29 protein-coding genes and 2 tRNA genes are annotated in these 26,230 nt (G+C 61.9%); 23 read left to right on the top strand and 8 right to left on the bottom strand.

The features are described from left to right. Positions 1 to 130: 130 nt before the first annotated feature. The 20 genes from ABG996_RS04860 (at position 131) to ABG996_RS04765 (ending at position 17,511) form a co-directional block, all read left to right on the top strand. Positions 131 to 203, top strand: a tRNA-Ala gene (locus ABG996_RS04860). A gap of 75 nt (positions 204 to 278) precedes the next feature. Then, complete coding sequence (locus tag ABG996_RS04855) at positions 279 to 2,309, top strand: ABC-F family ATP-binding cassette domain-containing protein (RefSeq protein ID WP_347500970.1); 2,031 nt, start codon at positions 279 to 281, stop codon at positions 2,307 to 2,309. Further along, on the top strand, positions 2,296 to 2,592 hold the full coding sequence (locus ABG996_RS04850) for a hypothetical protein (RefSeq protein WP_055250169.1): 297 nt from the start codon (positions 2,296 to 2,298) through the stop codon (positions 2,590 to 2,592). The genes ABG996_RS04855 and ABG996_RS04850 overlap by 14 nt, the downstream gene beginning before the upstream one ends. Positions 2,593 to 2,601: 9 nt before the next feature. Next, on the top strand, positions 2,602 to 3,285 hold the full coding sequence (locus tag ABG996_RS04845; protein ID WP_347478737.1) for a site-2 protease family protein: 684 nt from the start codon (positions 2,602 to 2,604) through the stop codon (positions 3,283 to 3,285). An 84-nt stretch (positions 3,286 to 3,369) separates the two neighbouring features. Then, positions 3,370 to 4,179 (top strand): segregation and condensation protein A, encoded by an 810-nt coding sequence (locus ABG996_RS04840; RefSeq protein ID WP_347478735.1) that lies wholly within the window; start codon positions 3,370 to 3,372, stop codon positions 4,177 to 4,179. Between the two features lie 11 nt (positions 4,180 to 4,190). Next, a complete protein-coding gene (gene scpB / locus ABG996_RS04835; protein ID WP_006236036.1) occupies positions 4,191 to 4,919 on the top strand; it encodes an SMC-Scp complex subunit ScpB in 729 nt (242 codons plus the stop codon). A 22-nt stretch (positions 4,920 to 4,941) separates the two neighbouring features. Then, positions 4,942 to 5,871: a pseudouridine synthase gene (locus tag ABG996_RS04830; RefSeq protein ID WP_347478734.1), complete on the top strand. Its 930-nt coding sequence runs from the start codon at positions 4,942 to 4,944 to the stop codon at positions 5,869 to 5,871. A gap of 66 nt (positions 5,872 to 5,937) precedes the next feature. Continuing rightward, entirely contained in the window at positions 5,938 to 6,624 is a 687-nt protein-coding gene (gene cmk / locus ABG996_RS04825) for a (d)CMP kinase (RefSeq protein ID WP_006236034.1), read from the top strand. Positions 6,625 to 6,627: 3 nt separating this feature from the next. Continuing rightward, positions 6,628 to 7,356: a lysophospholipid acyltransferase family protein gene (locus ABG996_RS04820; protein WP_347478732.1), complete on the top strand. Its 729-nt coding sequence runs from the start codon at positions 6,628 to 6,630 to the stop codon at positions 7,354 to 7,356. Positions 7,357 to 7,358: 2 nt separating this feature from the next. Beyond that, positions 7,359 to 8,258 (top strand): 4-hydroxy-3-methylbut-2-enyl diphosphate reductase, encoded by a 900-nt coding sequence (locus ABG996_RS04815; RefSeq protein WP_347478730.1) that lies wholly within the window; start codon positions 7,359 to 7,361, stop codon positions 8,256 to 8,258. Between the two features lie 2 nt (positions 8,259 to 8,260). Beyond that, positions 8,261 to 9,703, top strand: coding sequence for a DUF512 domain-containing protein (locus tag ABG996_RS04810; protein ID WP_055309921.1), 1,443 nt, complete (start codon positions 8,261 to 8,263; stop codon positions 9,701 to 9,703). A 10-nt stretch (positions 9,704 to 9,713) separates the two neighbouring features. Beyond that, positions 9,714 to 11,048: a ribosome biogenesis GTPase Der gene (gene der, locus ABG996_RS04805; RefSeq protein WP_117758057.1), complete on the top strand. Its 1,335-nt coding sequence runs from the start codon at positions 9,714 to 9,716 to the stop codon at positions 11,046 to 11,048. Further along, positions 11,041 to 11,724 (top strand): glycerol-3-phosphate 1-O-acyltransferase PlsY, encoded by a 684-nt coding sequence (gene plsY, locus ABG996_RS04800; protein WP_347478729.1) that lies wholly within the window; start codon positions 11,041 to 11,043, stop codon positions 11,722 to 11,724. Before der ends, plsY begins: the two co-directional genes overlap by 8 nt. 9 nt (positions 11,725 to 11,733) lie before the next feature. Then, the gene (locus tag ABG996_RS04795) at positions 11,734 to 12,741 is read left to right on the top strand and encodes an NAD(P)H-dependent glycerol-3-phosphate dehydrogenase (RefSeq protein ID WP_196025826.1); all 1,008 of its coding nucleotides are present in this window, start codon (positions 11,734 to 11,736) and stop codon (positions 12,739 to 12,741) included. 18 nt (positions 12,742 to 12,759) lie between these two features. Next, positions 12,760 to 13,431, top strand: a complete 672-nt coding sequence (rpe, locus tag ABG996_RS04790) for a ribulose-phosphate 3-epimerase (RefSeq protein WP_195445808.1) — start codon at positions 12,760 to 12,762, stop codon at positions 13,429 to 13,431. Between the two features lie 6 nt (positions 13,432 to 13,437). Continuing rightward, positions 13,438 to 14,616, top strand: a complete 1,179-nt coding sequence (locus ABG996_RS04785; protein ID WP_148346660.1) for a cysteine desulfurase family protein — start codon at positions 13,438 to 13,440, stop codon at positions 14,614 to 14,616. Then, positions 14,613 to 15,422 carry a Nif3-like dinuclear metal center hexameric protein gene (locus ABG996_RS04780; RefSeq protein ID WP_347478726.1) on the top strand — a complete coding sequence of 270 codons (810 nt, stop codon included), beginning with the start codon at positions 14,613 to 14,615 and terminating at the stop codon, positions 15,420 to 15,422. Before ABG996_RS04785 ends, ABG996_RS04780 begins: the two co-directional genes overlap by 4 nt. Further along, the gene (locus ABG996_RS04775) at positions 15,419 to 16,138 is read left to right on the top strand and encodes a zinc ribbon domain-containing protein (protein ID WP_347478725.1); all 720 of its coding nucleotides are present in this window, start codon (positions 15,419 to 15,421) and stop codon (positions 16,136 to 16,138) included. Before ABG996_RS04780 ends, ABG996_RS04775 begins: the two co-directional genes overlap by 4 nt. A gap of 2 nt (positions 16,139 to 16,140) precedes the next feature. After that, positions 16,141 to 17,355: a bifunctional phosphopantothenoylcysteine decarboxylase/phosphopantothenate--cysteine ligase CoaBC gene (coaBC, locus tag ABG996_RS04770; protein WP_347478724.1), complete on the top strand. Its 1,215-nt coding sequence runs from the start codon at positions 16,141 to 16,143 to the stop codon at positions 17,353 to 17,355. Positions 17,356 to 17,434: 79 nt separating this feature from the next. Further along, positions 17,435 to 17,511, top strand: a tRNA-Pro gene (locus ABG996_RS04765). Positions 17,512 to 18,022: 511 nt separating this feature from the next. Here ABG996_RS04765 and ABG996_RS04760 read toward each other — a convergent pair. The 5 genes from ABG996_RS04760 to ABG996_RS04740 form a co-directional block, all read right to left on the bottom strand. Then, a complete protein-coding gene (locus ABG996_RS04760) occupies positions 18,023 to 18,973 on the bottom strand; it encodes a DUF6273 domain-containing protein (protein ID WP_347478722.1) in 951 nt (316 codons plus the stop codon). A 287-nt stretch (positions 18,974 to 19,260) separates the two neighbouring features. Next, positions 19,261 to 19,512, bottom strand: coding sequence for a type II toxin-antitoxin system RelB family antitoxin (relB, locus tag ABG996_RS04755; RefSeq protein ID WP_055287387.1), 252 nt, complete (start codon positions 19,510 to 19,512; stop codon positions 19,261 to 19,263). 238 nt (positions 19,513 to 19,750) lie between these two features. Further along, a complete protein-coding gene (locus ABG996_RS04750) occupies positions 19,751 to 19,924 on the bottom strand; it encodes a hypothetical protein (protein ID WP_195211964.1) in 174 nt (57 codons plus the stop codon). A gap of 110 nt (positions 19,925 to 20,034) precedes the next feature. Continuing rightward, complete coding sequence (locus ABG996_RS04745) at positions 20,035 to 20,370, bottom strand: hypothetical protein (protein WP_347478720.1); 336 nt, start codon at positions 20,368 to 20,370, stop codon at positions 20,035 to 20,037. 532 nt (positions 20,371 to 20,902) lie between these two features. Beyond that, on the bottom strand, positions 20,903 to 21,754 hold the full coding sequence (locus ABG996_RS04740) for a BspA family leucine-rich repeat surface protein (protein ID WP_347483937.1): 852 nt from the start codon (positions 21,752 to 21,754) through the stop codon (positions 20,903 to 20,905). Positions 21,755 to 22,054: 300 nt separating this feature from the next. Between ABG996_RS04740 and ABG996_RS10830 the strand changes: the two genes are divergently transcribed. Then, the gene (locus ABG996_RS10830; protein WP_430733169.1) at positions 22,055 to 22,681 is read left to right on the top strand and encodes a DUF1648 domain-containing protein; all 627 of its coding nucleotides are present in this window, start codon (positions 22,055 to 22,057) and stop codon (positions 22,679 to 22,681) included. Positions 22,682 to 23,710: 1,029 nt separating this feature from the next. Here the strand turns inward: ABG996_RS10830 and ABG996_RS04735 are convergent. Beyond that, positions 23,711 to 24,112, bottom strand: a complete 402-nt coding sequence (locus ABG996_RS04735) for a hypothetical protein (RefSeq protein ID WP_195364264.1) — start codon at positions 24,110 to 24,112, stop codon at positions 23,711 to 23,713. Positions 24,113 to 24,498: 386 nt separating this feature from the next. Between ABG996_RS04735 and ABG996_RS04730 the strand changes: the two genes are divergently transcribed. Beyond that, the gene (locus tag ABG996_RS04730) at positions 24,499 to 25,155 is read left to right on the top strand and encodes an ATP-binding protein (RefSeq protein WP_347478717.1); all 657 of its coding nucleotides are present in this window, start codon (positions 24,499 to 24,501) and stop codon (positions 25,153 to 25,155) included. Further along, complete coding sequence (locus tag ABG996_RS04725) at positions 25,122 to 25,241, top strand: ATP-binding protein (protein WP_271737480.1); 120 nt, start codon at positions 25,122 to 25,124, stop codon at positions 25,239 to 25,241. The genes ABG996_RS04730 and ABG996_RS04725 overlap by 34 nt, the downstream gene beginning before the upstream one ends. Positions 25,242 to 25,245: 4 nt before the next feature. On the opposite strand, the gene ABG996_RS04720 is transcribed toward ABG996_RS04725, so the two are convergent. After that, a complete protein-coding gene (locus tag ABG996_RS04720; protein ID WP_249360907.1) occupies positions 25,246 to 25,569 on the bottom strand; it encodes a hypothetical protein in 324 nt (107 codons plus the stop codon). Positions 25,570 to 25,910: 341 nt separating this feature from the next. Continuing rightward, positions 25,911 to 26,036: a hypothetical protein gene (locus ABG996_RS04715; protein ID WP_267471256.1), complete on the bottom strand. Its 126-nt coding sequence runs from the start codon at positions 26,034 to 26,036 to the stop codon at positions 25,911 to 25,913. Positions 26,037 to 26,230 lie beyond the last annotated feature (194 nt).

The following is a 26,230-nucleotide window of genomic DNA, read 5'->3' as shown; positions in this document are numbered from 1 at the left end:
CGGGCTTAGTCGGGCATCGCGGGCCCATCGCTCTCGAGTCCGTCCCGCATCCGCGCCGCCGCCCCAGGAAAGTTTTTCCAAAATTGTCCTTGCATCGCCGTCCGAGTTCCCGTATAGTACTTCTTCGCACGGGGGCGTAGCTCAGCTGGGAGAGCGCTTGACTGGCAGTCAAGAGGTCAGGGGTTCGATCCCCCTCGTCTCCACCCGAGCATTGAATGAGGCTCCAACGCAAGTTGGGGCCTTTTTTCATATAGGCACACAAGGTCAAAGGCGGCACCATGATCCTCCTGGTCGACAAGATCGAAAAAAGCTTCGGCGCACGCGTCCTCTTTAGCGGCGCGTCCTTCCAGATCAACCCCGGCGAGCGCTTCGCACTCGTGGGCCCCAACGGCGCCGGCAAAACTACCATGCTCAAGATCATCATGGGCATCGACAGTCCTGACGCCGGCCAGGTCCAGTACGCCAAGGACTGCCAGGTGGGCTACCTAGAGCAGGAAACTAATCTGGAGCAAAAGGACACCACCATCCTTGCCGAGGTCGTGGCCGCCGCTAAGGAAATCCGCCGCATGGGCGAGCGCGCCAACGAGCTGCAGGCCCAAATCACCGAGCTCTCCGAGCAGGGCAAGGACGTCGACGCACTCCTCAACGAGTACGGCCAAGTCCAGGACCGCTTTGAGCATCTGGGCGGCTACGAGCTCGAGAGCAACGCCCGCAAAATCCTGTCCGGCCTGGGCTTTAAAGTCACCGACTTTGAGCGCCCGTGCTCCGAGTTCTCGGGCGGCTGGCAGATGCGTATCGCGCTCGCCAAGCTCTTCCTGCGCCACCCCGACCTGCTGCTGCTGGACGAGCCCACCAACCACTTGGACCTCGAAAGCGTCCAGTGGCTGCGCGGCTTTATCGCCAACTACGACGGCGCCGTCCTCATCGTCAGCCACGACCGCGCCTTCATGGACGCCTGCGTCGACCATGTCGCCGCACTCGAAAACCGCCGCGTGACCACCTACACCGGCAACTACAGTAGCTACCTCAAGCAGCGCGAGGACAACCTGGAGCAAATGCGCGCCAAGCGCGCCGCCCAGGAGCGTGACATCGCCCACATGCAGGTCTTCGTCGACAAGTTCCGCTACAAGCCCACCAAGGCCGCCCAGGCCCAGGAGCGCATCCGCAAGATCGAGCAGATCAAAAAGGAGCTTGTCATCCTGCCCGAGGGCCACAAGCACATCGACTTTAAGTTCCCCGACCCACCGCGCTCGGGCGACATGGTCGTGGGCCTCGAGGGTGTATCCAAGTCCTACGGCGATAAGCACATCTACAGTGACATCGACCTCAAGCTCTACCGCGGCGAGCATGTGGCGCTCGTCGGCCCCAACGGCGCGGGCAAGTCCACTCTCATGAAGATCCTCGCCGGCCTGGAGCCGCCCACCACCGGCATCCGCGACCTGGGCACCAACGTGGGCGTGGCCTACTACGCCCAGCACGCACTCGAGGGCATGACCGAGTCCAACACCGTCCTGCAAGAAATCGACACCGTCACGCCCAAGTGGACCGTGCCGCAGCAGCGCAGCCTGCTGGGCGCCTTCCTGTTTAGCGACAACGATTCCATCGAGAAGCAGGTTCGCGTCCTCTCCGGCGGCGAAAAGGCGCGCTTGGCGCTCGCCAAAATGCTTGTTGCCCCCGAGGCACTCCTGTGCCTGGACGAGCCCACAAACCATCTGGATATCGACTCGGTGGACATGCTCGAGAACGCCCTGCAGAACTTCCCCGGCGCCATCGTGCTGATCAGCCACGACGAGCACCTGGTGCGCGCCGTTGCCAACCGCGTGATCGACATCCGCGATGGTAAGGTCACGGTCTACGACGGCGACTACGACTACTACCTCTACAAGCGCGAGGACCTCGCAGCCCGCGCCGCCGCCGAGGCGGCAGGGGAGAGTGCACCGGCCGCGACCAAGTCCGCTAAGGTCACCGCGGCCCAGCCCGATGCGCCCGCCACCCCCAAACCTGCCGAGGGCAAAAAGACCAAGGAGCAAAAACGCGCCGAGGCCCAGGCCCGCGCCGCACTCAACAAAAAGCTCAAGGGCGTGCGCAACCAGCTCAAGAAGATCGAGACGGAACTCGACAAAAAGCGCGCCCGCTATGACGAGCTTATGGAATTGATGGCTAGCGAAGAGCTTTATGCCGATCAAGACAAGTTCAATGCTGCGCTGGGGGAATATAACGGGCTTAAGCAAGAGCTGCCCAAGCTCGAGGACGAATGGTTGGAGCTTTCCACCCAGATCGAAGAGGAGACCGCGCGTGAACTCTCGTAAGGCCACCGCCGTGGCGATGAGCATCATCGCCATCGCTTGTCGCATCTGCGGCATCTTTATGAGCGCGATGACCGTGCTGCTGTGCTTTAGCGGCCTGACCGCCAAGCTGCAGATCGTGGGCTTTGTCGTTGAGCTTTCGCGCGCGCTGCCGAGCGCCATTGCCGGATACGGCGTCATCACATCGCCCTTTGGCGGCGTATTCCGCCTGGATTACGCTATTGTCGCGGTAATCCTGTTTGTGGCCGACTACCTGCTCACGCGCGCCTCGCGCCGCGTCCGCTAAGGGAGTGCCATGTCCAACAGCTACTTCATGAACCTGCTCGCCAGCGCCGTTGCCGTTATCGTCGGCATCGTGATCCACGAGAGCGCACACGCCGCCGCAGCCTGGGCACTCGGCGACAAGACGGCCCGTTCGCGCGGTCGTGTCTCGCTCAACCCGCTGAACCATATCGACCCGTTTGGCACCGTCCTCCTGCCGCTGCTTATGCTTGCCGCCGGCGGTCCCGTATTCGCCTTCGCCAAGCCCGTGCCCGTCTACCTCAACAACCTCAAACACCCCAAGCGCGACGAGGTCCTGGTGAGCGTAGCCGGCCCCGCATCGAACATCACGCTCGCGTGTCTTGCCGCAGCCCTCATGCGACTAGCATACGGCAACCTCTACGCCAGCATGTCCTTTGCCTTGGCATCACAAATCATGAACTTCGGCGCCACGTTTATCGTGGTCAACCTGTCGCTTGCGTTCTTCAACCTCATCCCGATTCCGCCGCTCGATGGCTCGTCGATCATCGTGCCTTTCCTCAAGGGCAAGGCGCTCGCTAACTACTACCGTCTGCAGCAATACGCTATGCCCATCCTCATCCTGGTGCTGTACCTGCTGCCCATGTGGACCGGCATCGACGTGATCGGCCGCTATTTCGACGTTACCGTGTATCCGCTGGCCGAGTGGCTGCTCAACTTCGCAATCGCCAGCATCTAAGGTAAACTTACAGGTCGACCGTGCAAAACGGTCGCAACATGCACCCAAACCGCGCCGCGAAGGCGCCGTCAAAGGAGGTCGAAGATGTCGTATCGCGTGTCGACGCAGGTCTACAGCGGACCGTTCGACCTGTTGCTGCAGCTGGTAACCCGCCAAAAAGTTGATATCGGCGCCATCTCGATCAGCGAGGTGGCCGAGCAATACCTTGCCGAGGCCGAGCGCATCGAGGCGCTGGACCTGGACGTGGCGAGCGACTTTTTGCTGGTCGCGGCAACCCTTTTGGACATCAAGGCCGCCTCGCTGGTGCCCCAAGAAGCCCCGCGCAAGTCAGACGACGATGACGAGGACGATGAAGACCTCGAGGAGCTCAGTGCGCTTGACGGCGACGCCCTGCGCGAGGTCCTGATTCAGCGCCTGATTGCCTACAAGCAGTTTAAGGGCGCGGCGGCAGCCCTCGGCGCGCGCATGCAGGCCGAGAGCCGTATGCATCCGCGCGTGGCCGGCCCCGACCCCGAGTTTTTAGGCCTTATGCCCGACTACCTGGCCGGCATCACCCTGCGTGGCCTCGCCGTCATCTGCGCCGACCTGGACGGCAAGCGCCAGACCTTCTTGCTGGAGGCCGAGCACGTGGCGCCGCATCGCGTGCCGCTCGACCTGACCGTGGCCTCGGTCGACCGCTTTACCATGGCGCACCAAACCTGCACCTTCCGCGAGCTGCTGGACGGCGACGCCACCACCGAGCAGCTCGTCGTCACCTTCCTGGCCATGCTGGAGCTTGCCAAGCGCGGCTCGCTTACGCTGAGTCAGGACGAAATCTTTGGAACCATCTGCATCAACCGAGTCGAGGGAGCCGAGGCATACGTGCCCGGCGAGGGCCCCGAGCTCACCGAATAGGAGCGGCAACCATGTCAACCCTTTCCACGCTGGAGGCAAACAGCCTCAAAGGCGCCCTCGAGGCGCTGCTGCTGGTGTCGAGCGACCCGGTGAGTGCGCCCGCGCTAGCCGGCGCACTGGATATCGCCCCCGGCGAGTGCGCGTCGCTGCTCGCCGAGCTCAAGGTTGAGTACGAGGAGGCCAACCGCGGCTTTCAGCTGCGCGAGGTCGCCGGCGGCTGGCGCCTGTTTACGCACCCCGCCTACCACGATGTGGTCGAGGCCTATGTGCTGAGCTGGGATACGCAAAAGCTGTCGCAGGCGGCGCTCGAAACCCTGGCCGTGATCGCCTACCACCAGCCCGTGACACGCGAGGTAGTCAAGGGCATCCGCGGCGTCAACTCCGATGGCGTTATCGCGTCGCTCGTGGACAAGGGCCTGGTGCGTGAACTCGGCCGCGACCCCCAGCGCGGTCAAGCCATCATCTACGGCACGACCAACGCCTTCTTGGAAAAGTTCGGCCTGCGCTCCACCCGCGACCTGCCCGACCTGGAGCAGTTTGCCCCCGACGAGCAGTCGCGTCAGTTTATCCGCGAGCGCCTGAGCGGCCGCAGTATTCAGTCCACACTCGAGGAGCAAGCCGAAGACCTTGACGAAGAGCGCGAACTGCTCGATACCGATGTTGAAGATGTTGAGGCAGTCGAGGACTTGGAGACCCTTGTCGTCGACGAGACCTCGGAGGATATACATGACGAGGACTAACGAAGTAGGGGAGACGCGCGCCATGGGCAATTCAGTACCCGCAACCGACGCTCAGCCCGTCTACCCGCACACCATGCGCCTGCAGCGTTTTTTGGCGCGCGCGGGCGTGGCGAGCCGCCGCGGCTCGGAGGACCTGATGACCGCCGGCCGCGTGACCGTCAACGGCGAGGTCGCGATTGAACTGGGCACCAAGGTCGATGTCGACCGCGATCACATCGAGGTCGACGGTATGCCCGTCAAGCTCAACCAAGGCGCCGTGTACCTGATGCTCTACAAGCCGACCGGCTACCTCACCACCATGAGCGACCCGCAGGAGCGCCCTTGCGTGGCCGACCTGGTCCCCCGCGACCGCTTTCCGGGACTTTTCCCGGTGGGCCGCCTGGACCGCGACACCACGGGCCTTTTGCTCTTTACCACCGACGGTGACCTGTCACAGGACCTGCTGCACCCCAGCAAGCATGTCTATAAGACCTACCAGGCACTCGTGGACGGGCACCTGACCGACCGCGATCTAGAACCGCTCCGCCGCGGCATCGAGCTCGACGACGGCCTGTGCCAGCCGGCGATCTGCCGCGTCATTAACGCGCGCGAGGCCGAGGCCGTAGCTCCCCAGGGCGTCAAGCCCGGCACCACCGCCGTGGAGGTCATCATCCGCGAGGGTCGCAAGAACCAGGTCAAGCGCATGCTGAGCAAGATCCACCACCCGGTGATCCGCCTGCACCGCTGCAACTTTGCCGGCCTGGAGCTCAAGGACGTGGCCAAGGGCTCGTGGCGCGAGCTCACCGACCGAGAGGTGCAGATCCTCAAGGCCGGCGGCATCCCGCCCAAGCAGGCGAGCGCCAAGCGCAACGGCGGCAAGCCCCAAGACATGCCCGCAAGCCGCACGCGTCACCACGGCAGCCACGGCTCCGCACCCAAGCGCAACACCTACCGCGAGCGCTACATGGGTTAGGCAACCCGCCGCGCCCCAACGCCCGCGAACCATACCTGCACGTCAACCATCGAAAGGAAGCATTGCATGATCGTCGCCATCGACGGCCCCGCCGGTTCCGGCAAGTCCACCATCGCCAAGGAGATCGCCCGCCAGCTTGGCTTTAACAAGCTCGACACGGGCGCCATGTACCGCGCCGTCACCTTCGCCGCGCTCGACCGCGGCATCGACCTGGATGACGAGGCGGCAATCGATGCCCTCGCCGAGCAGATCGAAATCCGCTTTACCAACGGCACCGGCGAGGATACGCGCCTGACCATTGACGGCCAGGACGCTTCGGCCGCCATCCGCACCCCGCAGGTCGACGCTAACGTGTCCAAGGTCTCGGCCTATCCAGGCGTGCGCGCCGCCATGCTCATCCATCAGCGCCGCGCCGCCGAGGACCGCGACATCGTCGCCGAGGGTCGCGACATCGGAACCGTCGTGTTCCCCAACGCGCAGGTCAAGGTGTTCCTAACCGCCGACCCGCGTGAGCGCGCCCGCCGCCGTGTGCTGCAGCGTCACCAAAACGACGCCCAGCCGCTCACGTCCGAGCAGCTCGAAGCAGAGGTCGACGAGACCCTCGACGCCCTTAAGCAGCGCGACAAGCTCGACAGCAGTCGCGAGGTCGCCCCGCTCGTGCCCGCCGAGGACGCCGTGCACGTCGACTCCACCGCCCACACCATCGACGAGGTCGTCCGCATTATCGAGGACCTCATCAACCAAAGGAGGTAGCCCATGCGCCTGTTTAAGCAGACGCCCGAGGATTACTACAACGCCCCTTATGCCGAGTTCCCCGCGCTCATCCGCGGCACCGTCGCCGTGGTCATGGCAATCCTTTGGGCCTTCTCCAAGCTCATGTGGCGCTGGAAGGTAGAGGACGCCGATCTTCTGTTTGAGCGCCAGGAAGGCCGCGGCAGCGTGGTCATCTGCAACCACACCTCGATGGCCGAGCTCTTGGCCGTGGAGACGGCGCTGTTCTTTGGGGGCCGCCGCATTCGTCCCATCTTTAAGTCCGAGTTCGCCAAGAGCAAGATTGTGCGCTGGGCCTTTAGCCGCGTTGGCGGCATCCCCGTCGAGCGTGGAACTGCCGATATGAAGTGCCTGCGCGCCGCCCAGCATGCGCTGCAGCGCGGCGAGGACGTCCTGATCTTCCCCGAGGGCACACGCATCCGCTCGCGCGAGATCAAGCCCGAGGTCCACGGCGGCTTTGCGCTCATCGCCCAGATGGGCAAGGCGCCCGTCAACCCGCTCGCCATCTGCGGCTGGTCCGACATCACGCCCGCAGGCAAAAAGCTCATGCGTCCCAAGAAGTGCTGGATCCGCGCCGGCAAGGCCGTCTCGCTTTCCGACGCACCGGCTGGGCTTAAGCGCACGGAGCGCCTGGAATGGTTTGAGTCCGAGGCCATGAACCGCGTCTACGCTATGCGAGACGAGCTGTGCGCCGAGCATCCGGGCAGGTTCTAGCCATGAGCGAGAACGTTACGAACACTGCCGCGACCGCGTCCGACCAGGCAACAGCGACTACCATCGAGATCGCAGCACACGCCGGCACTTGCTACGGCGTACAGCGTGCGCTCGATATGGCGCTGGCCGCCGCGCCGCAGGCAGGGGAGTGCACTCAGGTTCATACCTTGGGTCCGCTCATCCATAACCCCATCGTGGTACGCGAGCTCGCTGAGGCAGGCGTTGGCTTGGCCGAAACCCTGGACGACGCCGCAACCGGCACCGTGATCATCCGCGCCCACGGCGTGGTGCCGCAGGTAATCGATGCTGCCCGCAAGCGCGGCCTAAACGTGGTCGACGCCACCTGCCCCTACGTGAAGAAAGTCCATATGGCAGCCGAGCGCCTGGTGCGCGAGGGCTACCGCGTGGTGGTCGTAGGCGAGCCGGGTCACCCCGAGGTCGAGGGCATTCTTGGCCACGCCGGCAAAGATGCACAGGTCGTGAGCTGTGCCGCCGACGCCAATGCCTTGTCGCTCAAGGGCAAGGTAGGCCTCGTCGTGCAGACCACCCAGACCGCGCAGAACCTCGCCGAGGTCGTGGCAGCTATCACCCCGCGCGTGCAGGAGCTGCGTGTGATCAACACCATTTGCGCTGCCACAAGTGAACGTCAACAGGCAGCAGCCACACTTGCCAACCGCTGCGACTGCATGGTCGTCGTGGGCGGCAAGAACTCGGGCAACACCCGCCGCCTGGCGCAGATTTGCGCAGACGCCTGCGAGCGCACGCATCACATCGAGGAAGCTTCAGAGCTTGAGACCGCTTGGTTTACCGACGCTCACCACATCGGCATCACCGCCGGAGCCTCCACCCCGCAAGAACACATCGAGCGCGCCGTCGAGCGCATCAAGGAGCTTTGCCGCTAATCATGGACCAGACCGTACCCGCATACGCCGCCGAGGTGGCCGATTACGGGCGCAGCCGCGACCCCGAGCCGGGTGAGGGCGCGCTCGTAAAGAACGTGCGTCCCGAATCGCCCGCGTGGGATGTGGGTATCGAGCCGGGCATGCGCGTGCTCACGGTCAACGGTGAGGCGCTCACCGACATGATCGTGTGGCTCTGGGAGGCCGACGACGACACCGTCGACCTCGAGGTTTTCGACCCGCGCGACAACAGCGTCACCCCCGTCGAGCTCGACCGCTTCCCGGGAGAGGACTGGGGCCTTGAATTCGATGGCCCCATCTTCGATGGTATGCGCACCTGTGTGAACGCCTGCGTGTTCTGCTTTATGACCATGCTGCCCAAGGGCGGCCGCTCCACGCTCTACATCCGCGACGACGACTATCGTCTGAGCTTTTTGCAGGGCAACTTTGTCACGCTCACGAACCTCACCGACGAGGACGTGCAAAACGTCATCCAACGCAACATGAGCCCCATGAACGTGTCGGTCCACGCCGTGAGCCCCGATGTCCGCCGACGCATGATGGGCCGCAACGCCCAGCGCGGCATGGATGTGCTCGAGGCCATCATGGCCGCCGGCATCGAGATTCACGCGCAGATCGTGTTGTGCCCCGGCATGAATGACGGCGAGGAGCTGGAAAAGACCCTGCGCTTTTGCGAGGAGCACGAGCAAATCACCAGCCTGGGCATTGTGCCTCTGGGCTTTACTAAGCACCAGAATCGCTTTAGCTGGTCCTACAGCGACAAGCCCGAGCTGGCGCGCGAGACTATTGCCATGATCCGACCGTTCCAGGACCGCGCCTATGAGCGCTTTGGCCGCCACACCTTCCAGATGAGCGACGAGTTCTATCTGGACGCCGGCATCGATCCTCCCGAGGCAGACTTTTACGACGGTTACCCGCAATACTACGACGGCATTGGCATGATCCGCTCGTATCTGGACGAGACCGACGATGTGCTTGCCGCCGACGCCGAGCGCCTGCGTCGCGTCCGCGAGGCCATCGCCGCCCGAGGCCAGCACCTGCTGTGCCTCTCGGGCGCCAGCGCACGCGATACGGTAGCCCGCTTTGTGGAATCGCCCAAGGGACTCGCCGGCACCGTCACGGCCATCAAGAACCGCTACTTTGGCGGCAACGTGGACGTGACCGGCCTCATCGTCGCCTGCGACATTCTGGAACAGCTGCCGCAGGACCTCTCGGGGGTTATGCTCTTTGTGCCTAAGCTCATGTTCAACGCTGACGGCATGACGCTTGACGAGTATCATCGTGACGATTTACTCGCAAGCCTTACCAGTCGCGGCGCCGAGGTTCATGTGGTGTCGACCATGCCGCATGAGCTGCTCGATACCCTGGAGCACATCCTTGGCATTGTGCCTGCCGACTCTAACACTTCCACTGACCCTACCCATTAAAGGAGTGCAGATGAAACCTATCGTCGCCGTCGTCGGACGCCCCAACGTGGGCAAGTCCACGCTCGTTAACCGCCTGGCCCAGACCTCGGACGCCATCGTCCACGAGTCCCGCGGCGTCACGCGCGACCGCTCATACCACACGGCCGATTGGAACGGCCGCGAGTTCACCATCGTCGACACGGGCGGCATCGAACCGCTCAAGAGCGATGACGTCTTCGCCACGTCCATTCGCGACCAGGCCCTCGCCGCCGCCGAGGAAGCCGCCGTCATCCTGTTTGTGGTTGACGGCCGCACCGGCGTCACCGAGGAGGACGAGTCGGTCGCTCGCATGCTCAAGCGCTGCGACAAGCCGGTCTTTCTGCTGGTGAACAAGCTCGACAACCCCGATCGCGAGAACGACAGCATCTGGGAGTTCTATTCGCTCGGTATCGGCGAGCCCACGCCGCTCTCGGCCCTGCACGGCCACGGCACGGGCGACCTGCTCGACGACATCGTGGCCCTGCTTCCCGAGGAAGAGGACGAGGTCGCCGATGAGTTCCCCGACGCGCTGAACGTCGCCATCATCGGCCGCCCCAACGCCGGTAAGTCTTCGCTGTTCAACCGCATCCTGGGCGCCGACCGCTCCATCGTGTCCAACATTGCCGGCACCACGCGCGATGCCATCGACACGGTCGTCGAGCGCAACGGCAAGCACTACCGCATGGTCGACACCGCGGGCATTCGCAAGAAGAGCACCGTGTACGAGAACATCGAGTACTACTCCATGGTTCGCGGCCTGCGCGCCATCGACCGCGCCGACGTAGCGCTGCTCGTCGTCGACGCCTCCGTGGGCGTTACCGAGCAGGACCAGAAGGTCATGGGTCTTGCCATTGAGCGCGGCTGCGCCATCGTGGTGCTGCTCAACAAGTGGGATCTGCTCGACGACGACCGTAAGCGCGAGGCCTGCATGGAGACCATCGACCGCCGTCTGGGCGTCATGGCTCCCTGGGCCCAGTACCTGCGCATCTCTGCCCTGACCGGCCGCAGCGTCGAGAAGATCTGGGCGATGGTCGACGCCGCCGAGAAGACGCGCTCGCAAAAGATCAGCACCTCGCGCCTCAACACGTTCCTCACCGACCTGCGCGAGTTCGGCCACACCGTGGTGGACGGCAAGCGCCGCCTGCGCATGCACTACGTGACCCAGACGGGCGTCAACCCGCCGACGTTTACGTTCTTTGTCAACCACAGCGACTTGGTCAACGACACCTACCAGCGCTACGTGGAGAACCGCATGCGCTCGACCTTCGATTTTTCCGGTACGCCCATTCGACTCTTCTTTAGGAAGAAGGAGCAAAAGGATGCTTAATCCGATCCTGCTGACCGCCATCTGCGCCGTGGTCTCGTTCTTTATCGGAGCGATTCCGTTTGGCCTGATCCTGGGCCGCGTGTTCAACCACACGGACATTCGCAAGGCGGGCTCCGGCAACATCGGCACCACCAACGCGCTGCGCGTGGCCGGCCCCAAGGTGGCCGCGCTCACGCTGCTGCTCGACTGCCTTAAGGGCGCCATCTGCGTCCTTATCGCGCGTCCGCTCATCGCGAGCGTGGGCTATGGCTTCCCCGTGAGCATCATGGCTCCCGGTGCCGCCGGTGACTGGATGATCGGCGTCATCTGCCTGGCTGCCGTGTGGGGACACATCTTCTCGCCTTACCTTAACTTCCACGGCGGTAAGGGCATCGCCGTGGGCCTGGGCGTGATTCTTGCCTGGTACTGGCCCATTGGCCTGTCGCTGCTGGGCATGTTTATCGTTGCCGTCGCCATCACCAAGTTTGTGTCGGTGGGCTCGCTTGCCGCCGCCATTGGTCTTCCCATCGCTGCCTGTGCGGTCTTTCCGTACAGCAGCCTGGGCCTCAAGTTTTGCATGGCGATGATCGGCATCACCGTAGTGTGGGCCCATCGCGCGAACATCAAAAAGCTCATGACCGGTAAGGAGTCCAAGCTCTCGTTTACCAAGCGCGTCACCGAGCCCGACGATAAGTAGGAGAGAGTCATGAATGTTGCGCTGATTGGCTCCGGCTCCTGGGGAACCGCCGTCGCCGGCCTTGCCGCCGCGCGGGCCGAGCGCGTGACCATGTGGGCCCATAGCGAGCAGACGGCCGCCGGCATTAACGGCGAGCACCGTAACCCCCGGTATCTGGTGGGCTACGAGCTGCCCGGCAACGTCGTCGCCACCACGGACCTGGTGCAGGCGCTCGACGGCGCCGAGGCCATCATCTTCGCCGTTCCTTCGACGCACCTTCGCAGCGTGTGCCACCAGGCCGCGCCCTTTATCGCAGCCAATACCCCGGTGCTCTGCCTCACCAAGGGCATTGAGCCCGAGTCCGGCCTGCTCATGAGCGAGGTCATCGCCAGCGAGATCGGCAACGAGGCGCGCGTGGCGGCGCTCTCGGGCCCCAACCATGCCGAGGAGATCTGCCGCGGCGGGCTTTCTGCCGCCGTCATCGCCAGCAAAGATCCGCAGATAGGGGAGACCTTTAAGGACCTGCTCCTGTCCACGGCCTTCCGCATCTATCTGTCGCAAGACATGACCGGTGTCGAGGTCTGCGGCGCCATGAAAAATGTCATCGCCATCGTGTGCGGCATCTCCGCCGGCACCGGTGCCGGCGACAACACGCTCGCCCTCATCATGACGCGCGGCCTGGCCGAGATTAGCCGTCTGGTGCATGCCCGCGGCGGTCAAGCTATGACCTGCATGGGACTTGCCGGCATGGGTGACCTCATTGCCACCTGCACCTCGGAGCATTCGCGCAACCGCACCTTTGGCTACGAGTTTGCCCACGGCGTGTCGCTCGACGAGTATCAGACGCGCACGCATATGGTTGTCGAGGGCGCCGTCGCGGCCCGCAGCGTGAGCGAGCTTGCCCGTTCACTGGGCGTAGACATTCCGCTCACCTTTGCCGTGGAGCAAACGCTCTACAACGGTGTTACTTTGGATAGGGCGCTCGAGATTCTTACCGACCGCGTACCCTCCCAAGAGTTCTACGGACTCACCGACTAGCGCAGAAAGGCTTCTACCATGGGTTCCATTAAAATCGCTCCGTCCATCCTTTCGGCCGATATGGCCAACCTCAAGGGCGACCTCGACAAGATCGCCGGCGCCGACTACGTGCACTTCGACGTCATGGACGGCCACTTTACCGGCAACCTCACCTTTGGCGTCGACATCCTCAAGGCCGTCAAGCGCTCCACCGACGTGCCGGTCGACGCGCACCTGATGGTATCGAACCCCGACGAGACGGTCGATTGGTACGCCGACGCCGGCGCCGACATGATCACCGTGCACTACGAGGCTTCCACGCACCTGCACCGCACGCTCACGCATCTGCAGCAGCGCGGCGTCAAGGCCGGCGTTGTGCTCAACCCCGCCACCCCCGTGTGCGTGCTCGAGAGCATCATCGACGTCGTCGATATGGTGCTGCTCATGAGCGTGAACCCAGGCTTTGGCGGCCAGAGCTTTATCCCGGGCACCATCGCTAAGCTCCACGAGCTCAAGGCCATGTGCGAGCGTCACGGCGTTTCGCCCCTCATCGAAGTCGACGGTGGCATTTCTTCCAAGAACATTGCCGAGGTCGTCAAGGCCGGCGCAAATGTCCTGGTGGCCGGTTCTGCCGTATTTAAGTCCGAAGATCCCGCTGCCGAGGTTGCGCTGCTGCAGAAGCTGGGCAACGAGGCTGCACAGGAGGCATAAACCCTTATGACCGCAGGTCAAAACCGCATACCCGTGAATCTTGACTACGCCGCCTCGACGCCCATGCGCGCCGAGGCGCGCCTTGCGCAGCGTGAGTACGACGATAGCGAGCTAGCGGGCGTCAACCCCAACTCGCTGCACTCGCTCGGCCGCAAGGCTGCCGCGCGTCTGGAGGTTGCACGTCGCGAGATCGCCCGCAGCTTTGGCGCGCGCGTTCGCCCGTCTGAGATTGTTCTGACCAACGGCGGCACCGAAGCCAACCAGCTGGCGCTACTCGGTCTTGCCGAGGGTGCACGTCAGCGCGACCGTAAGCGTAACCGCGTGATCGTATCTGCCATCGAGCACGATTCGATTCTGGACAACCTGCCGCTGCTGCGTGCCGCAGGCTTTAGCGTCGACCTGGTGCAGCCCTGCCGCATGGGCTACATTGAGCCCGCCACGCTTGTCGAGCTACTAGGCGACGACGTGGCGCTCGTGAGCATCATGGTCGCCAACAACGAGACCGGCGTGGTGCAGCCCATCCGCGAGCTGGCCGCCGCCGCACATGCTGCCGGCGCCCTGTTTCATACCGATGCCATCCAAGGCTACTTGCATATTCCGCTCGATGTCACCGAGCTGGGCGTCGATGCTATGACCGTTGCCGCGCACAAGATCGGCGGTCCTGTGGCATCTGGCGCGCTCTACGTTAAGACCCGCACCCCACTGCGACCCCGCATCTTTGGCGGCGGACAGGAGGCCGGTCGTCGTGCCGGCACGCAGGACCTGCGTACACAGCTGGCTTTTGCCGCTGCCGCCCGCACGTTGGCGCCCCGCGTGGCCCAGGAGCGTACAACGCTGCAGGCCTTATCCGACAAGCTCTACGCCACGCTTACGGCCCATCCGCGCATTCACGCCACCATGGGCGACTACGCGCAAGCCGACCGTCTGCCCGGCATGGTATCGATCTACATTGACGGCATGGACTCCGAGGAGCTCATCATCAAGCTCGACGCCGCCGGCTTTGAGGTGTCGGCAGGCTCGGCATGCTCGAGCGGCAGCATGGACCCGAGCCATGTTCTCAGCGCCATGGGCATTGGTCGCGAGCAGGCATTGGGCGCTCTGCGTATCTCGTTTGATGACCGTGTGAACCCTGTCGACCTGGACGAGTTTGCCCAGACGCTGCTCTCGATCGTGGGTGCCGCATGATCGTCGCCGAGCTTGAACGTGGGCTGCTGGCGCGCTACCCCAAGGCGGACGCCGAGGGCTGGGATCACGTAGGACTCTCCGTTGGCGATCCGGCCGCGGAGATCACCGGCGTTGCCTGCGCGCTCGATGCGACCGAAGCTAATGTTCGCCGCGCCCAAGAAGGCGGCGCCAACGTGCTGCTGACGCATCATCCCATATACATCAAGGCGCCCGAGGCGTTTTGTCCGTCGGATTCCGCACGCCCCCAATGCAGCGCGGCGCTCTACGAGGCAGCGCGTTGCGGCGTGAGCATTATCTCGCTCCACACCAACCTGGACCGCTCGCACGAAGCCCGCGTCTGCCTGAGTGAGCTGCTGGGTGCCACACCCGTGAGCTCACTGGAGCACGTGGACGACCCCGAGCCGACCGGCCTGGGCGGGCTTGCAACGCTCAACGACCCGTGCACGCTGCGCGATCTTGCCACCCGTGCTGCCACAGCCTTCGGCAGCGACCCGCGTGTGTGGGGCGAAGTTGATCGCCCGTGCCGCACCGTCGCCATTTTGGGCGGCTCCCTGGGCGACTTTGGAGAGCTCGCCATCGCCGCCGGTGCGGATGTTGTCGTGACGGGCGAGGCAGGCTATCACGTGGCGCAGGACCTTGCCTTGCGTGGGCTACCGGTGATCTTGCTCGGCCACGACCGCTCCGAGGAGCCGTTCGTTGATATATTGATGAACTCTGCAGTTGACGCCGGGGTCGACCCCCGTCATGCGATTAAAATACTGAACCCTTGCCAATGGTGGACTGTGACAAAAGGAGAGAACTTATGAGCGCCGGCGCTACGCTACTCAAGCTGCAACAGATCGATTTGGAGCTCGCCCGCAACAAGAGCGAACTTGCCAATATGCCGGAGCTCAAGGAGCTCGCTTCCAAGCGTAAGACCTACGTTAAGCTCAAAGCCGAGATGACCAAGCTCTACGCCCAGCGCAAGGACCTGGACATTGAGCTCGACGATCTCAACACCACCGAGATTCAGACCAACAACGCCATTGAGGCTGCCAAGAAGCGCCACGTCGACGGTTCCGACTACCGTGAGGTTCAGGACCTGGAGAATGAACTCGCAACCCTGGCCAAGCGTCTGGACAAGATTGAGCACACCCGCAAGGACGTCGTTGTCGCCCATAAGGAGGCGCTCGACCGCGAGGCCCGCGCACAGGCAATTATCGCCAAGTTCGAGGAGGGCGTAAAGGCCGATACCAACGCCGCCCGCGCCAAGGCTGCCGACCTGCAGGCTCAGATCGAAGCCGCCACTAAGGAGCGCACCGCTCTTGCCGCCACGCTGCCGGCCGACGTGCTCACCGACTACGAGCGTCTGCTCAAGCAGTTCCGCGGCTTGGCCGTCGAGACCATCCAGGGCAACATCCCCACGGTCTGCCACACCGCGCTGCAGGCATCGTCCATGAGCGACCTCAACCACGACGGTAGCGAGATTACGCACTGTCCGTACTGCCACCGCCTCCTGGTGCTCCCGAGCAAGGAAGCCTAGCGATGACGGCGGCATCCAACAATTCAATGCAACTTGAGGGAAAAACGATCCTGCTGGGCATTACCGGCGGGATCGCCGCCTATAAGTCGTGCAATATCGTGCGCCTGCTGCAAAAGCGCGGCGCACGCGTCAAGGTCGTCATGAGCGAGCATGCCACCGAGTTTGTGGGCCCGCTCACCTTTCGTGCGCTCACCAACGAGCCCGTTGCCGTGGGCCTATTCGACGATCCCTCCGACCCCATCCACCACATCTCGCTCGCACAGGAGCCCGACCTGGTGGTCGTGGCGCCCGCGACGGCCAATATCATCGCCAAGATGGCCAACGGCATCGCAGACGACCTCATCTCCACCACGCTGCTGGCAACGCCACGACTCATCGTGATCGCGCCGGCCATGAACAATGGCATGTGGAAAGCGCCGGCTACACAGACCAACATGGCCACGTTGCGCGAGCGCGGTGTCCATGTGGTGGGTCCGGGCAGCGGCTACCTTGCCTGCGGCGACGTGGACACGGGACGCATGAGCGAGCCCGAGGACATCGTCGAGGCTGTCTGTGAGGTGCTCAACCCCGTGCCGCAAGACCTGGCGGGCAAGCGCATCGTCATCACTGCCGGCCCCACACACGAACCGATCGACCCGGTGCGCTTCATTGGCAACCGCTCATCAGGCAAGATGGGCGTCGCCCTTGCAGGGGAGGCCGCACGCCGCGGTGGCGAGGTCACGCTCGTGTTGGGACCGACATCGCTCGATGTTCCCCGCGGCGTGGAGTGCGTGCGCGTGCAAACCGCCGCAGAGATGCTCCAGGCGGCCCTGAGCGCCTTCCAGACGGCCGATGCGGCAATTTGTGCGGCCGCCGTCGCCGACTATACCCCCGCCACCCCTGCGGACCATAAGCTCAAAAAGTCCAACGAACGCTTGGATCGCATCGAGCTTGTCGAAACGGTCGATATCTTGGCCGAGCTCTCACACCAGAAGGGCGAGCGATGCGTGATCGGCTTTGCGGCCGAGACCGATAACGTTGTCGAGTACGCCGAGCGCAAATTGGCACGCAAAGGTTGCGATGCCATTATCGCCAACGATGTCTCGCGCGCCGATTCAGGCTTTGGTACCGACACTAACAAGGCCTGGATTGTGAGCACAGCGGGTACACAGGAACTTCCCGTGCTAACAAAACCCCAGCTCGCAGATACAATTTTGGACTTGCTTCAAAAATTGTAAAAAAGTTCTTGCACAAGTCTAAAGTTTCGGGTTAATATACTTCCTGTTGCGAGCGAGAGCAGAGCAACAAAAAAAGCTTCGGGACGTGGCGCAGCTTGGTAGCGCACTTGACTGGGGGTCAAGGGGTCGCTGGTTCGAATCCAGTCGTCCCGACCAGAAGTTTCGCAGGTCAGGCACCTAGTGCCTGACCTTTTTTGTTTTAAGCAATTGCTTAATTTTGATTAAGCAACAGGGTGCCAAAAATCTACCTGCGCGATAATCGCTTTTTGCGGTTACTTGCGCGTTTTGCACGCGCTTGAGCCGATTTATTAACGCGACATGAATCTACATACGCGTAGCTGGTATACAGACGAGTACAGGCTGTATTTATCGCGGCGATTTACGCAGATATGGCGACTGTAACGAACTAGTGTGTCGCTGTATTTATTCCAGCAGTTCACTTGATCTGTGGACAAGTGAGCGGTTACAACAAAACGCCAACCAGGATGGACTCCATACGAGGATGCCGCAAAGGTAATGGCGGGGAAGTGCGGCAGGCGCTCTGAGAGCCGCTGTATGACCCCATTTCTCCTCAACCCGATTACCTGTACAATGAACCTCGAATTGTTTGAGTAATCGCCACAAGAAAAGCCCTCGCAGGATTGCGGGGGCTTTTCGATGAAAGAGATCAGAAGCAGAAAGCGGGGAGGACATAAAACGAGTCCGTCGCGCTGTAGCTGTAGCAAATACCGCCGCTTTGAACATAGCGAAAGGATGTGGAGCTGCGCGGTCTCACGGAACGAGTCCAGTGGCTATAGCCTGATGCACCGGAATAGTTCGACCTCGTCACGCCCTTGGATTTGTAGCACTCGTACTGGATGCCGTCAGATTGCATATCCCCGTATACTTCGGTTGCCGAGAGCAGAAAAACCTTGTCGGTCGTCGCCGAGGGGGCACCGCCCCCGTTACCGCCAACGTTATCGGTTGTCTTTGTGACGGGTTTCACCTTTGACTGGAGCTCGCTGGGCAGGAGCAACCAGAGGTCACCGCTGTTGAGGCGGGTACGGAGCTCGGACTTATCCCAACCACCGGCATTGGTGTCCGTAGCGTTCATTCTCTGGCTACCCAAGGCAGAGTTGGTCGCCTCGAACGTCAAGCCTGCCATGCCGCTACCATCGGCCAAGTCGTCGTGGTTGATGCCGATGATACGGTACTCGAGCGTCTTGCCATTGGTCAGCTTCATCGAGAACTTGGTGCCGGCATCCATGGCGGCCTTGGCCTTGGCGTAGGCGATAGACGATGTACCGTTCTTGGCAATGTCTTTGGCAACCGCCTCCTGCTCGTCGAGGGTCCAGTCCTTCGCGTCCTTGGCGATGGCCACCTGGACGGCCGCGGAATCGGCGCCTGCGGAGCCGCCACCGGACGCGCCTCCCTCGACGCCGCCGACCGTCCCATTGTTCACCGTGTTGCCGACCAGGTTGGACTGGTTTCGGATGGCTCCGGCCACGCCGGGTCCCGCGAACACGATGACCAGGCCGATGACGGCAATGATCAGGACGTACTCGATAATTGATTGCCCTCGGAAGCGGGTCGTTTCAGGAGCGACCCCCCCCCGAAGGTTAATTGCCGCTGCATGCATATACGGCTCCCTTCACTCGGGGTTTGCAATACGAGCCGAGCGTAGGGCTATTCCAAGTATTTGCAACGGTCTTGCCGCTGCGGCAACGATGACGGCAGGGGAGAAAGTCATGCGCTATTAGCGCGGCTATAACGTCCGCTTCGAATGCCGACCGTATTCATATCGAGGCAGCCATTTCATACCTTCAGAAAGACAACTGAAAGCCGCAAAAAAGCGGGACCCGGCTATAAGCCGAACCCCGCCCAAGAGAAGCCTTTAGAGCCGAGACAGACAACGCGTGTGGACAATCACTCAGCCTCCACCGCCATGCGCACGACCTCTTCCATCGGGTAGCGAGTGCCGCCGTCCCCGTCCAAAGCCTCGTTGTAGGCCTCGATGTCCGCCATGTCCTCAGCCTTCTCGAACGCGGCCCTTCTCACGAACTCGGAAAAGGTCATGCCCGTGGCGTCCGCATGACCCTGAATCAAGGCCATTTCGCCCTCATCGAACTTGACCGCGATCTCGCGCATCGCCATGGTCGCTCCCGTAAACGCCGTCATCGAAGTGAATCCATTATCCACCCACCGTATACGCCCCGAACTCGAAACACCAAGCAGGATGGACTCTATACGAGGACGCAGCAGAGGTAATGGCGGGGGAGTGCGGCAGGCGCTCTGAGAGCCGCTGTATGACCCCATTTCTCTTCAATCCGACTACCCGTGCCATGAACCTGAAGCCGTTCGTTCGGTCGCCAAAAGAAAGCACGCGCGGGGTAACGCGGGCTTTGCGCTAGACAAGCTAGAAGCACCAGGCGGGGGAGACGCAAAACCAGCCCGGCGCGGAGTTGCTGTCCGACGGATTGCCGCTGCTGTCGACATGGAGGAAGCCCTTCGAGGCGTTCGGAAACACCGAACGCTCCCACCAACCGCTGCCAATGGCAATGGCAGAGTTGGGATTATAGTTCTCCGTCACCTTGCCTTTGAAGGCCTCGTACTGGGTGCCCTCGGAGGAAGTCCAGGGATAGGATGCCCAATAGGAGGTGGGGGGGCGATCTCAGAGTAGCTGAGCAGGAACAGCTTGTCCTAGGTAGCCGTCACGGCGGCGTTCTTGTTCTCATCACCGCCCCCGACATTGTTCGATAGCTTTTTGACGGCCTTCACCCTGGACTGGAAATCGGAGGGCATCAGATTCCAGATCTTGCCGGAGTTCATTTTCTGACGGAGTTCAGACTTCTCCCAACCGCCGGCGTTGGTGTCAATCGCGTTCATGGGGGACCAAATGCCCGTCGTGGTGGTGAGGAACGTGAGGCCCGCCTTGCCGGATCCGCCTGCAGGGTCATCATGATTGATGCCGATAATGCGGTAAGTCAGCGTCTTGCCATCGGTGAGCTTCATCGAGAACTCGGTGCCGGCATCCATCGCGGCCTTCGCCTTGGCGTAGGCGGGCGACGCCTCGCCCTTGGCGGCGATGTCCTCGGCAACTGCCTTCTGCTCACCGAGGGTCCAGTCCTTCGCGTGTCCTTCGCGTCCTTGGCGAGCGCCGCCTGGACGGTCGCGGAACCCGCGCCGTTACCGCTGCCGGAACCGCTCGGTTCCCAAGTCCCACCTGCTGTCCCGTTTACCAATACTCCCGCCACCGTGTTGAACTGGTTCCTGATTGCCGACGAGACCCAAGGGCCGGCTATCATCACAACCAGGACGATAATCGCGATGACCAGAACGTACTCGATGGCTCCTTGGCCTCAGAGGCGGGTATTCCTAGGAGATACCCACCCCCCCCCGAAGGTTAATTGCCGCTGCATGCATATGCGACACTCCCTTCGCATGGGGATTGATATTGCATGCAGAGCGTACGTTAAAGCGAACCGACTAGCCCGTAACGTGCCGCTGAGGCAACGGCGGCACGGGTGCCCGCGCCACATAAACTGCTTGCCGTTTTGTTTCTTCAGACCTACTGCCACGCCTTCGGGAGGATAACGCCGGGGGCGCAGTGATTGAAGTCACTATGATTGGCATAGGTTGGGACATTCCAATCGGAACAGTCGAGGTTTAGATTTTTGCAATAGCTAAACATGCCGAGCATATCCATAACATCTGAGGTCTTCCACCCTGGTCCAAATTTCATGCTTTTCAGCGAACTGTCGGTGGAAAAAAGGAGACGTAAATCGCCGGCTTTCCGCGTCGACCATCCGGAGATGTCAATCTCCTCGACCTTGTAAAGGTTTTTGAGCGCCGAGTCGAATTCGACGACCGAGGACGTATCCCAGCTTGAAATACTGAAGGAAGTCGCATTGCCGCAATACGCGAATGCGTGCTGCAGATTTGTGCAGTTCGATATGTCGAACTTTGCCAGATCAAAGCTCTTGCAGTTCTCCATGTACTGAAAGCAAAATGCCAACGAGTGGATTTCTATGCCATCGTCAATGGCCTTTACGGCCACGATATTATTTCTGTTAGGCCACCAGGGGGCAGTCGTCTTGCCGTCGTTTCCCACGGTCGCGGTGGCGTATCCATTTTCGAACCCCGTATACACCGCCGTCACGCGGCGGCTGTTGAGCATGTCACCGACTCTGGGGACCCCGCGGCGCTTGTAGAACATGAGGCTGTGGTCGTCCTCCGAGTACACGGCGAACGCTATCCCGTGAACGGGGTCCACGATGTCGGCGTCGGTCAACGACCCGTTGCCGCCGCCCGTGCCGCCCGACTCCCAGCTACCCTTTGAGATTCCGTTGCCGAGCGTCCCCGCCACCGTGTTGAACTGGTTTGTGATCGCCGACGAGACCCACGGTCCCGCGATCAGCACCACCAGGACGATGATCGCGATGATCAGTACGTACTCGACTGTCGACTGCCCCTTCGGGCGGCGGGTAAATCTGGGAGATACCCCCCCCCGAAAGGAATTTCCGCTGCATGCATGTGCGGCCCTCTCGGATTGCTTTGGCTGATGCTGCAGAGGATAGACGCGATTACTAAGGATGAGTCAACAATGCCGCAGCGGCATTCACACTAAGAGGGTAAGGCGTTCGGAGTGACATCCCGTTCCAAAACGTATACTTGATTTAAGGCGGAGTGGAATGTGGGCGCGCAAGGAGATGCGGAATCGATGAGAACCTCAAAAAAAACTACTGCAGTGTTATCATCTTTCATCCTCTCTATTCTTCCATTTCTGATTCTATGGGCGGCTTGGTCAGTCCTCCCTGATACAATTCCCGCTCATTGGAGTGGGGGTGTGGTTGATCGATGGGGTAATAAGCTTGAATTGCTGGTTGTTCCGCTGTTTTCTCTGATTGGTTCTATTGCAATTTCTGTGTACCTTATTGTTTCCACGCGGCGAAGAGAGTTCGCGGATTTCTCTGCTCGAATGCGACGGGACTTTGTTGCGTGCTATATTTCTAGTCTTCTTTTATCGACAACCTGCTCAGTGATAATTGCCGTTTGGGTTCAGTTGATTCTTACGCAAAGCACTGCGGTTGATGGGGGACTTGGACTATCGATCCTGTATTCCCTTCCCGGGCTATATGTGATCTTGTGCACTTTGCCGCCTTTTTATGCGAGCGGCGAGAGCAAAAAGGCAGAGCGCCTGATAACAGTTCTTATTGGCTGCGCGGAGATTGTTCTTTGTGGAATAGTGCTTGAAGGTTCGGCTGCCTCTTATACGATGATTGGACTGATGATTCTGTTCTGTGCGTTTGAGATTGTGTCACAGGTAAGGGATAGCCGGTCCTTATGAGTTGAATTACGCGCGTGCGGATATAAAGGTTGGCATGTTAAGCTAGTCGTTTTCTCGTTCTGGGACATTTGCAGTAGGATGAGTGGGACTAGGCGCGCTGCGGTGTGATGGTGACGGTTGAGACTTGTATCGCTGCAAATCCGCTGATGCACATTTTGCTATTGGGCTTGAAGGTGGGACCTACAGGCCTTTGTTTGGGATGTTCCGGTCGTCCAACACGTGTTGCACGGCTTTATATTGTTACGCTCGTTCGGCGCTCCGTTGGAGCATTTCCGGGTTTGTCGGCATCATGACTTGGCCAAGTGACACGCTTGCCGGGACGGTTGTAACGCCGCGCCGGTTCCGTGTGCTCCTTCGTTGTTGGCCTGTCCAGCCGGGGGCGGATTCGGCCTCATGTTGTGGCGCACGGCCTTCAGGGGCTTCCCCCTGGCGAGTTATGTTCGTCCGTATGGGTAAGGGTCGGGTTGAGCTGACAATCCCGTGTCGGAAGGGGCTTGCACCATGCGCGCGATGACAGAGATTGAGTGGCTGGACGGCCGTGTGACGAAGGTGCCGGAGCTCGCCCTGGGCGATGCGCTCGGCGAGAGCGTCCAGGCGGAGCTCGATTTCGGGTTCGACGACGTGTTGGAGGGCCTTTGGGTTGAGGTGCGCCATCATGAGCCGGATGAGGACTCGGACGGCGACCCGCGCGGGAGGGGCTGCGCACTGTACGCGGACTGCCGGTACAGCCTGGTCGAACCGTCGGACCTCGACCGTGTCTTCTGCATCCTTTACGAGGGGCAGCCGAGGGTCCAGCCGCGTCGCGGGGGAGCTCGTGAACCTTTCGCGGGCCTGCGCGTTGTCCTGCCTCATGCTCGGATCTCCCTACCCGCCAGGCGCCCTCGAGGCCCTGGCCGCGTGCGCTCGATACCTCTGCGGTCCGGCTTTCACGTCCGACCTCGCCGCCCGCGTCCGTGCGCGGATCCCATCCGGCCTCACGCGCTTGAATATCGAGCTGAGCCCAAACGATGACCCACACCCCATCGGTCTTCATGATGATGCCTCGATGAGCCAGCTCGCCCAGAGCTTTCGATACAGTCGGTTGAGTCGAACAGACTTTTTTTCGAGCTTGTCCTGACGCATGAAAAGACCTTTTGTAAGTTCTTTTCCGTTGGCATCCTTCCTATTAGGCCCTTTGGACGTCTGGAAGGAGCAAATCATGATCAGAATCGCAAGCTGGACGCGATTCTTCGCGACCGCAAATAATGAGTCGTAGGATGGCCTGTTGATTCCACTCAGGATCTCGCTCTTTGCAATCTCATCCTGTCGAACGTCAAGCGCCGCCTCCATCTCGCTAGGCGTCTCGGCCTGATCGGCAACCGATGGAGCGTCCGTGTCTAAAGGCCACGGGAGGCCACGGCCTTTTTGCGGTTTGTAGCTACTTGTACTCATGTTGATTCCTCCGGTGCGAGGCTATCCAACCCAATTGCCGACTGTGCCCATAATATGGTTGATTTCCGATCTCAGCCGAACACATTGAGCGGATAGGCCGTTCCCGCAGTTAGCCGAACGCCCCCGAGGCCCCATTCAGGCCACGGGGGCGTCGTTTTCCCAGTTGAAGGAACGGTGGAGATGTGTTTCGATGGGTCCGGTGGCCATGCTCCGCCTGCCGCCCGGCACCTCTTCCCAGACTCAGCCGGACGGTCGGTCCGTCTATTCCGTTTTCGCCCTTAGGCTAGGCCAGCGGGGCATCGCCCCTCTCTGCGCGCGCCCTCTCGGCGGGGCCGGCGGGGCCGACCTGTCGGTCTACGACGGGTTCCTGAAGGGGGCGGTCGCCGATGGCAGCTAGCGAGGAGCTGGCCCGCAGGGTCGTGGAGGCCGGGCGGTCGTGCTCGCTCACCACCGCCGTCCTGGAGGAGTGGTCGAGGCTCGGCACCCCGAAGCAGGTGGAGTACCTGGCGGGCTACCTCGAGGCGGAGAGGTCCAGCCGCGAGGCCTCGAAGCGCGCGACGCTGCTCAGGCGCTGCGCGCTGCCGGCGCCCAAGACCTTCGACGGCTACGACTGGTCGGCCGTGTCGTGGCCGGAGGGCATGGGGCGCGAGTCGCTGCTCGCGCTCGACTTCGTCGAGCGCAGGGAGGACCTCGTGCTCATGGGCGACGTCGGCACCGGCAAGACGCACATGGCGTCGGCCCTCTGCGCGCTGGCGTGCGAGAGGAGGCTCGAGGCGCGCTTCTTCACGGCGTCCTCGCTCGTGATGCGCCTGAGGCGCGCCCGCGACGACGGGAGGCTCGACCGGGAGGCTGCGCTCATCGGCAAGGCCCGCCTGCTCGTCATCGACGAGCTCGGGTTTCTCCCGCTCGACGCGGACGGGGCGAGGCTGCTCTTCCAGGTCCTCGCCGACGCATACGAGAGGCAGTCGGTGGTATTCACCACGAACCTGGAGTTCAGCAGGTGTGGGCGGTGTTCGGGGACGACCAGATGGCCGCCGCCCTGATCGACCGCATCGTCCACCACGGGAGGCTCGTCCAGTTCCGCGGCGAGTCCTACCGCGTCCGCCATGCCCTCATGCAGGAGGGCTAGCCGCTCAAAAAGCGTGCGCGCTTCCGATGCTGCGACTGCTCAATTTCCGATGCTCTTTTTGCTCAAATCCTCTTGACGAAACACAGAATACGTGCGGGCGGCGCTTGCAGCCGATCGCACGGTACCGGCCGCACCCGTTGCAGCAGCGCGGCCACGCCGCCAGGCGCGGGCAGGCCGCCGACAGGTCGGCCGAGCCGTCGACGCGCTCGCCGCGCCTGGACTTCGGCGCCGTCACGAACCTGTGCGACGCCACCTCGGCGCTCACCGCCGAGGGCGACCTGCACAGCTCCCTGGCGATCTCCCTGCACGAGGCCCTGCGCTCCAGCATCCTCTGGACCGTGTCCCGCTCGTGCCTGGTGAGCCTGCCGTAGGCCCTCGGGGCCGCCTCCGCAGAACCCTTCTTCCTCTTTCCGGACCGGCCGTCCTCCGATCTCCCGGTGCCGGCCGGTCCGGCCCTCAGGGTATCGGGTTCCCACATTCATCCGCACATGTGCGGATGAATGTGGGAGGTGTTCGGATGAAGTTGATAATCAAGGCTTCGATAGCAAACGCAATTTGGTTTTTGAAATATGGACGAATTCCTCGTCAGGAGGGTAAAATGGTGCCGACGGCAGCCCAAGTTGTAGAGAGCTGGGCAGAGCCGTTGCTTAATGAAGTTGGGTCATCGTCTTAGCGACGGTGGCCTTTCTTTTTGGGCTTCGAACCCTGCTTGAGTGCCTTGGAAAGGACGACAAGGGCCGTGAGGAGCGAGACCATAGCAGTCAGGAGCTTCACGAGCTCAGTGAAATCGGTCATGGGCATCACCTCCCATCGGATGGAGGGCTCTGCCCGGCACGAGGGCTGCCGACAGCAAGGACGATTCTATCAGAGCGGCTGACTCCCGCCCGATTATTACCATCCCACCGCGCCTGTGCAAAAAAGAGGGCCGCCAAACAGCGACCCTCCAGCGAAAGTGCATGTTATTTAGGACAGTCAAATTCTTTGAAAAA

It is taken from the genome of Collinsella aerofaciens, assembly GCF_039836695.1.
GTDB classification, from domain to species: domain Bacteria; phylum Actinomycetota; class Coriobacteriia; order Coriobacteriales; family Coriobacteriaceae; genus Collinsella; species Collinsella aerofaciens_BD.
This window is presented reverse-complemented; position numbering and strand designations above follow the sequence as displayed.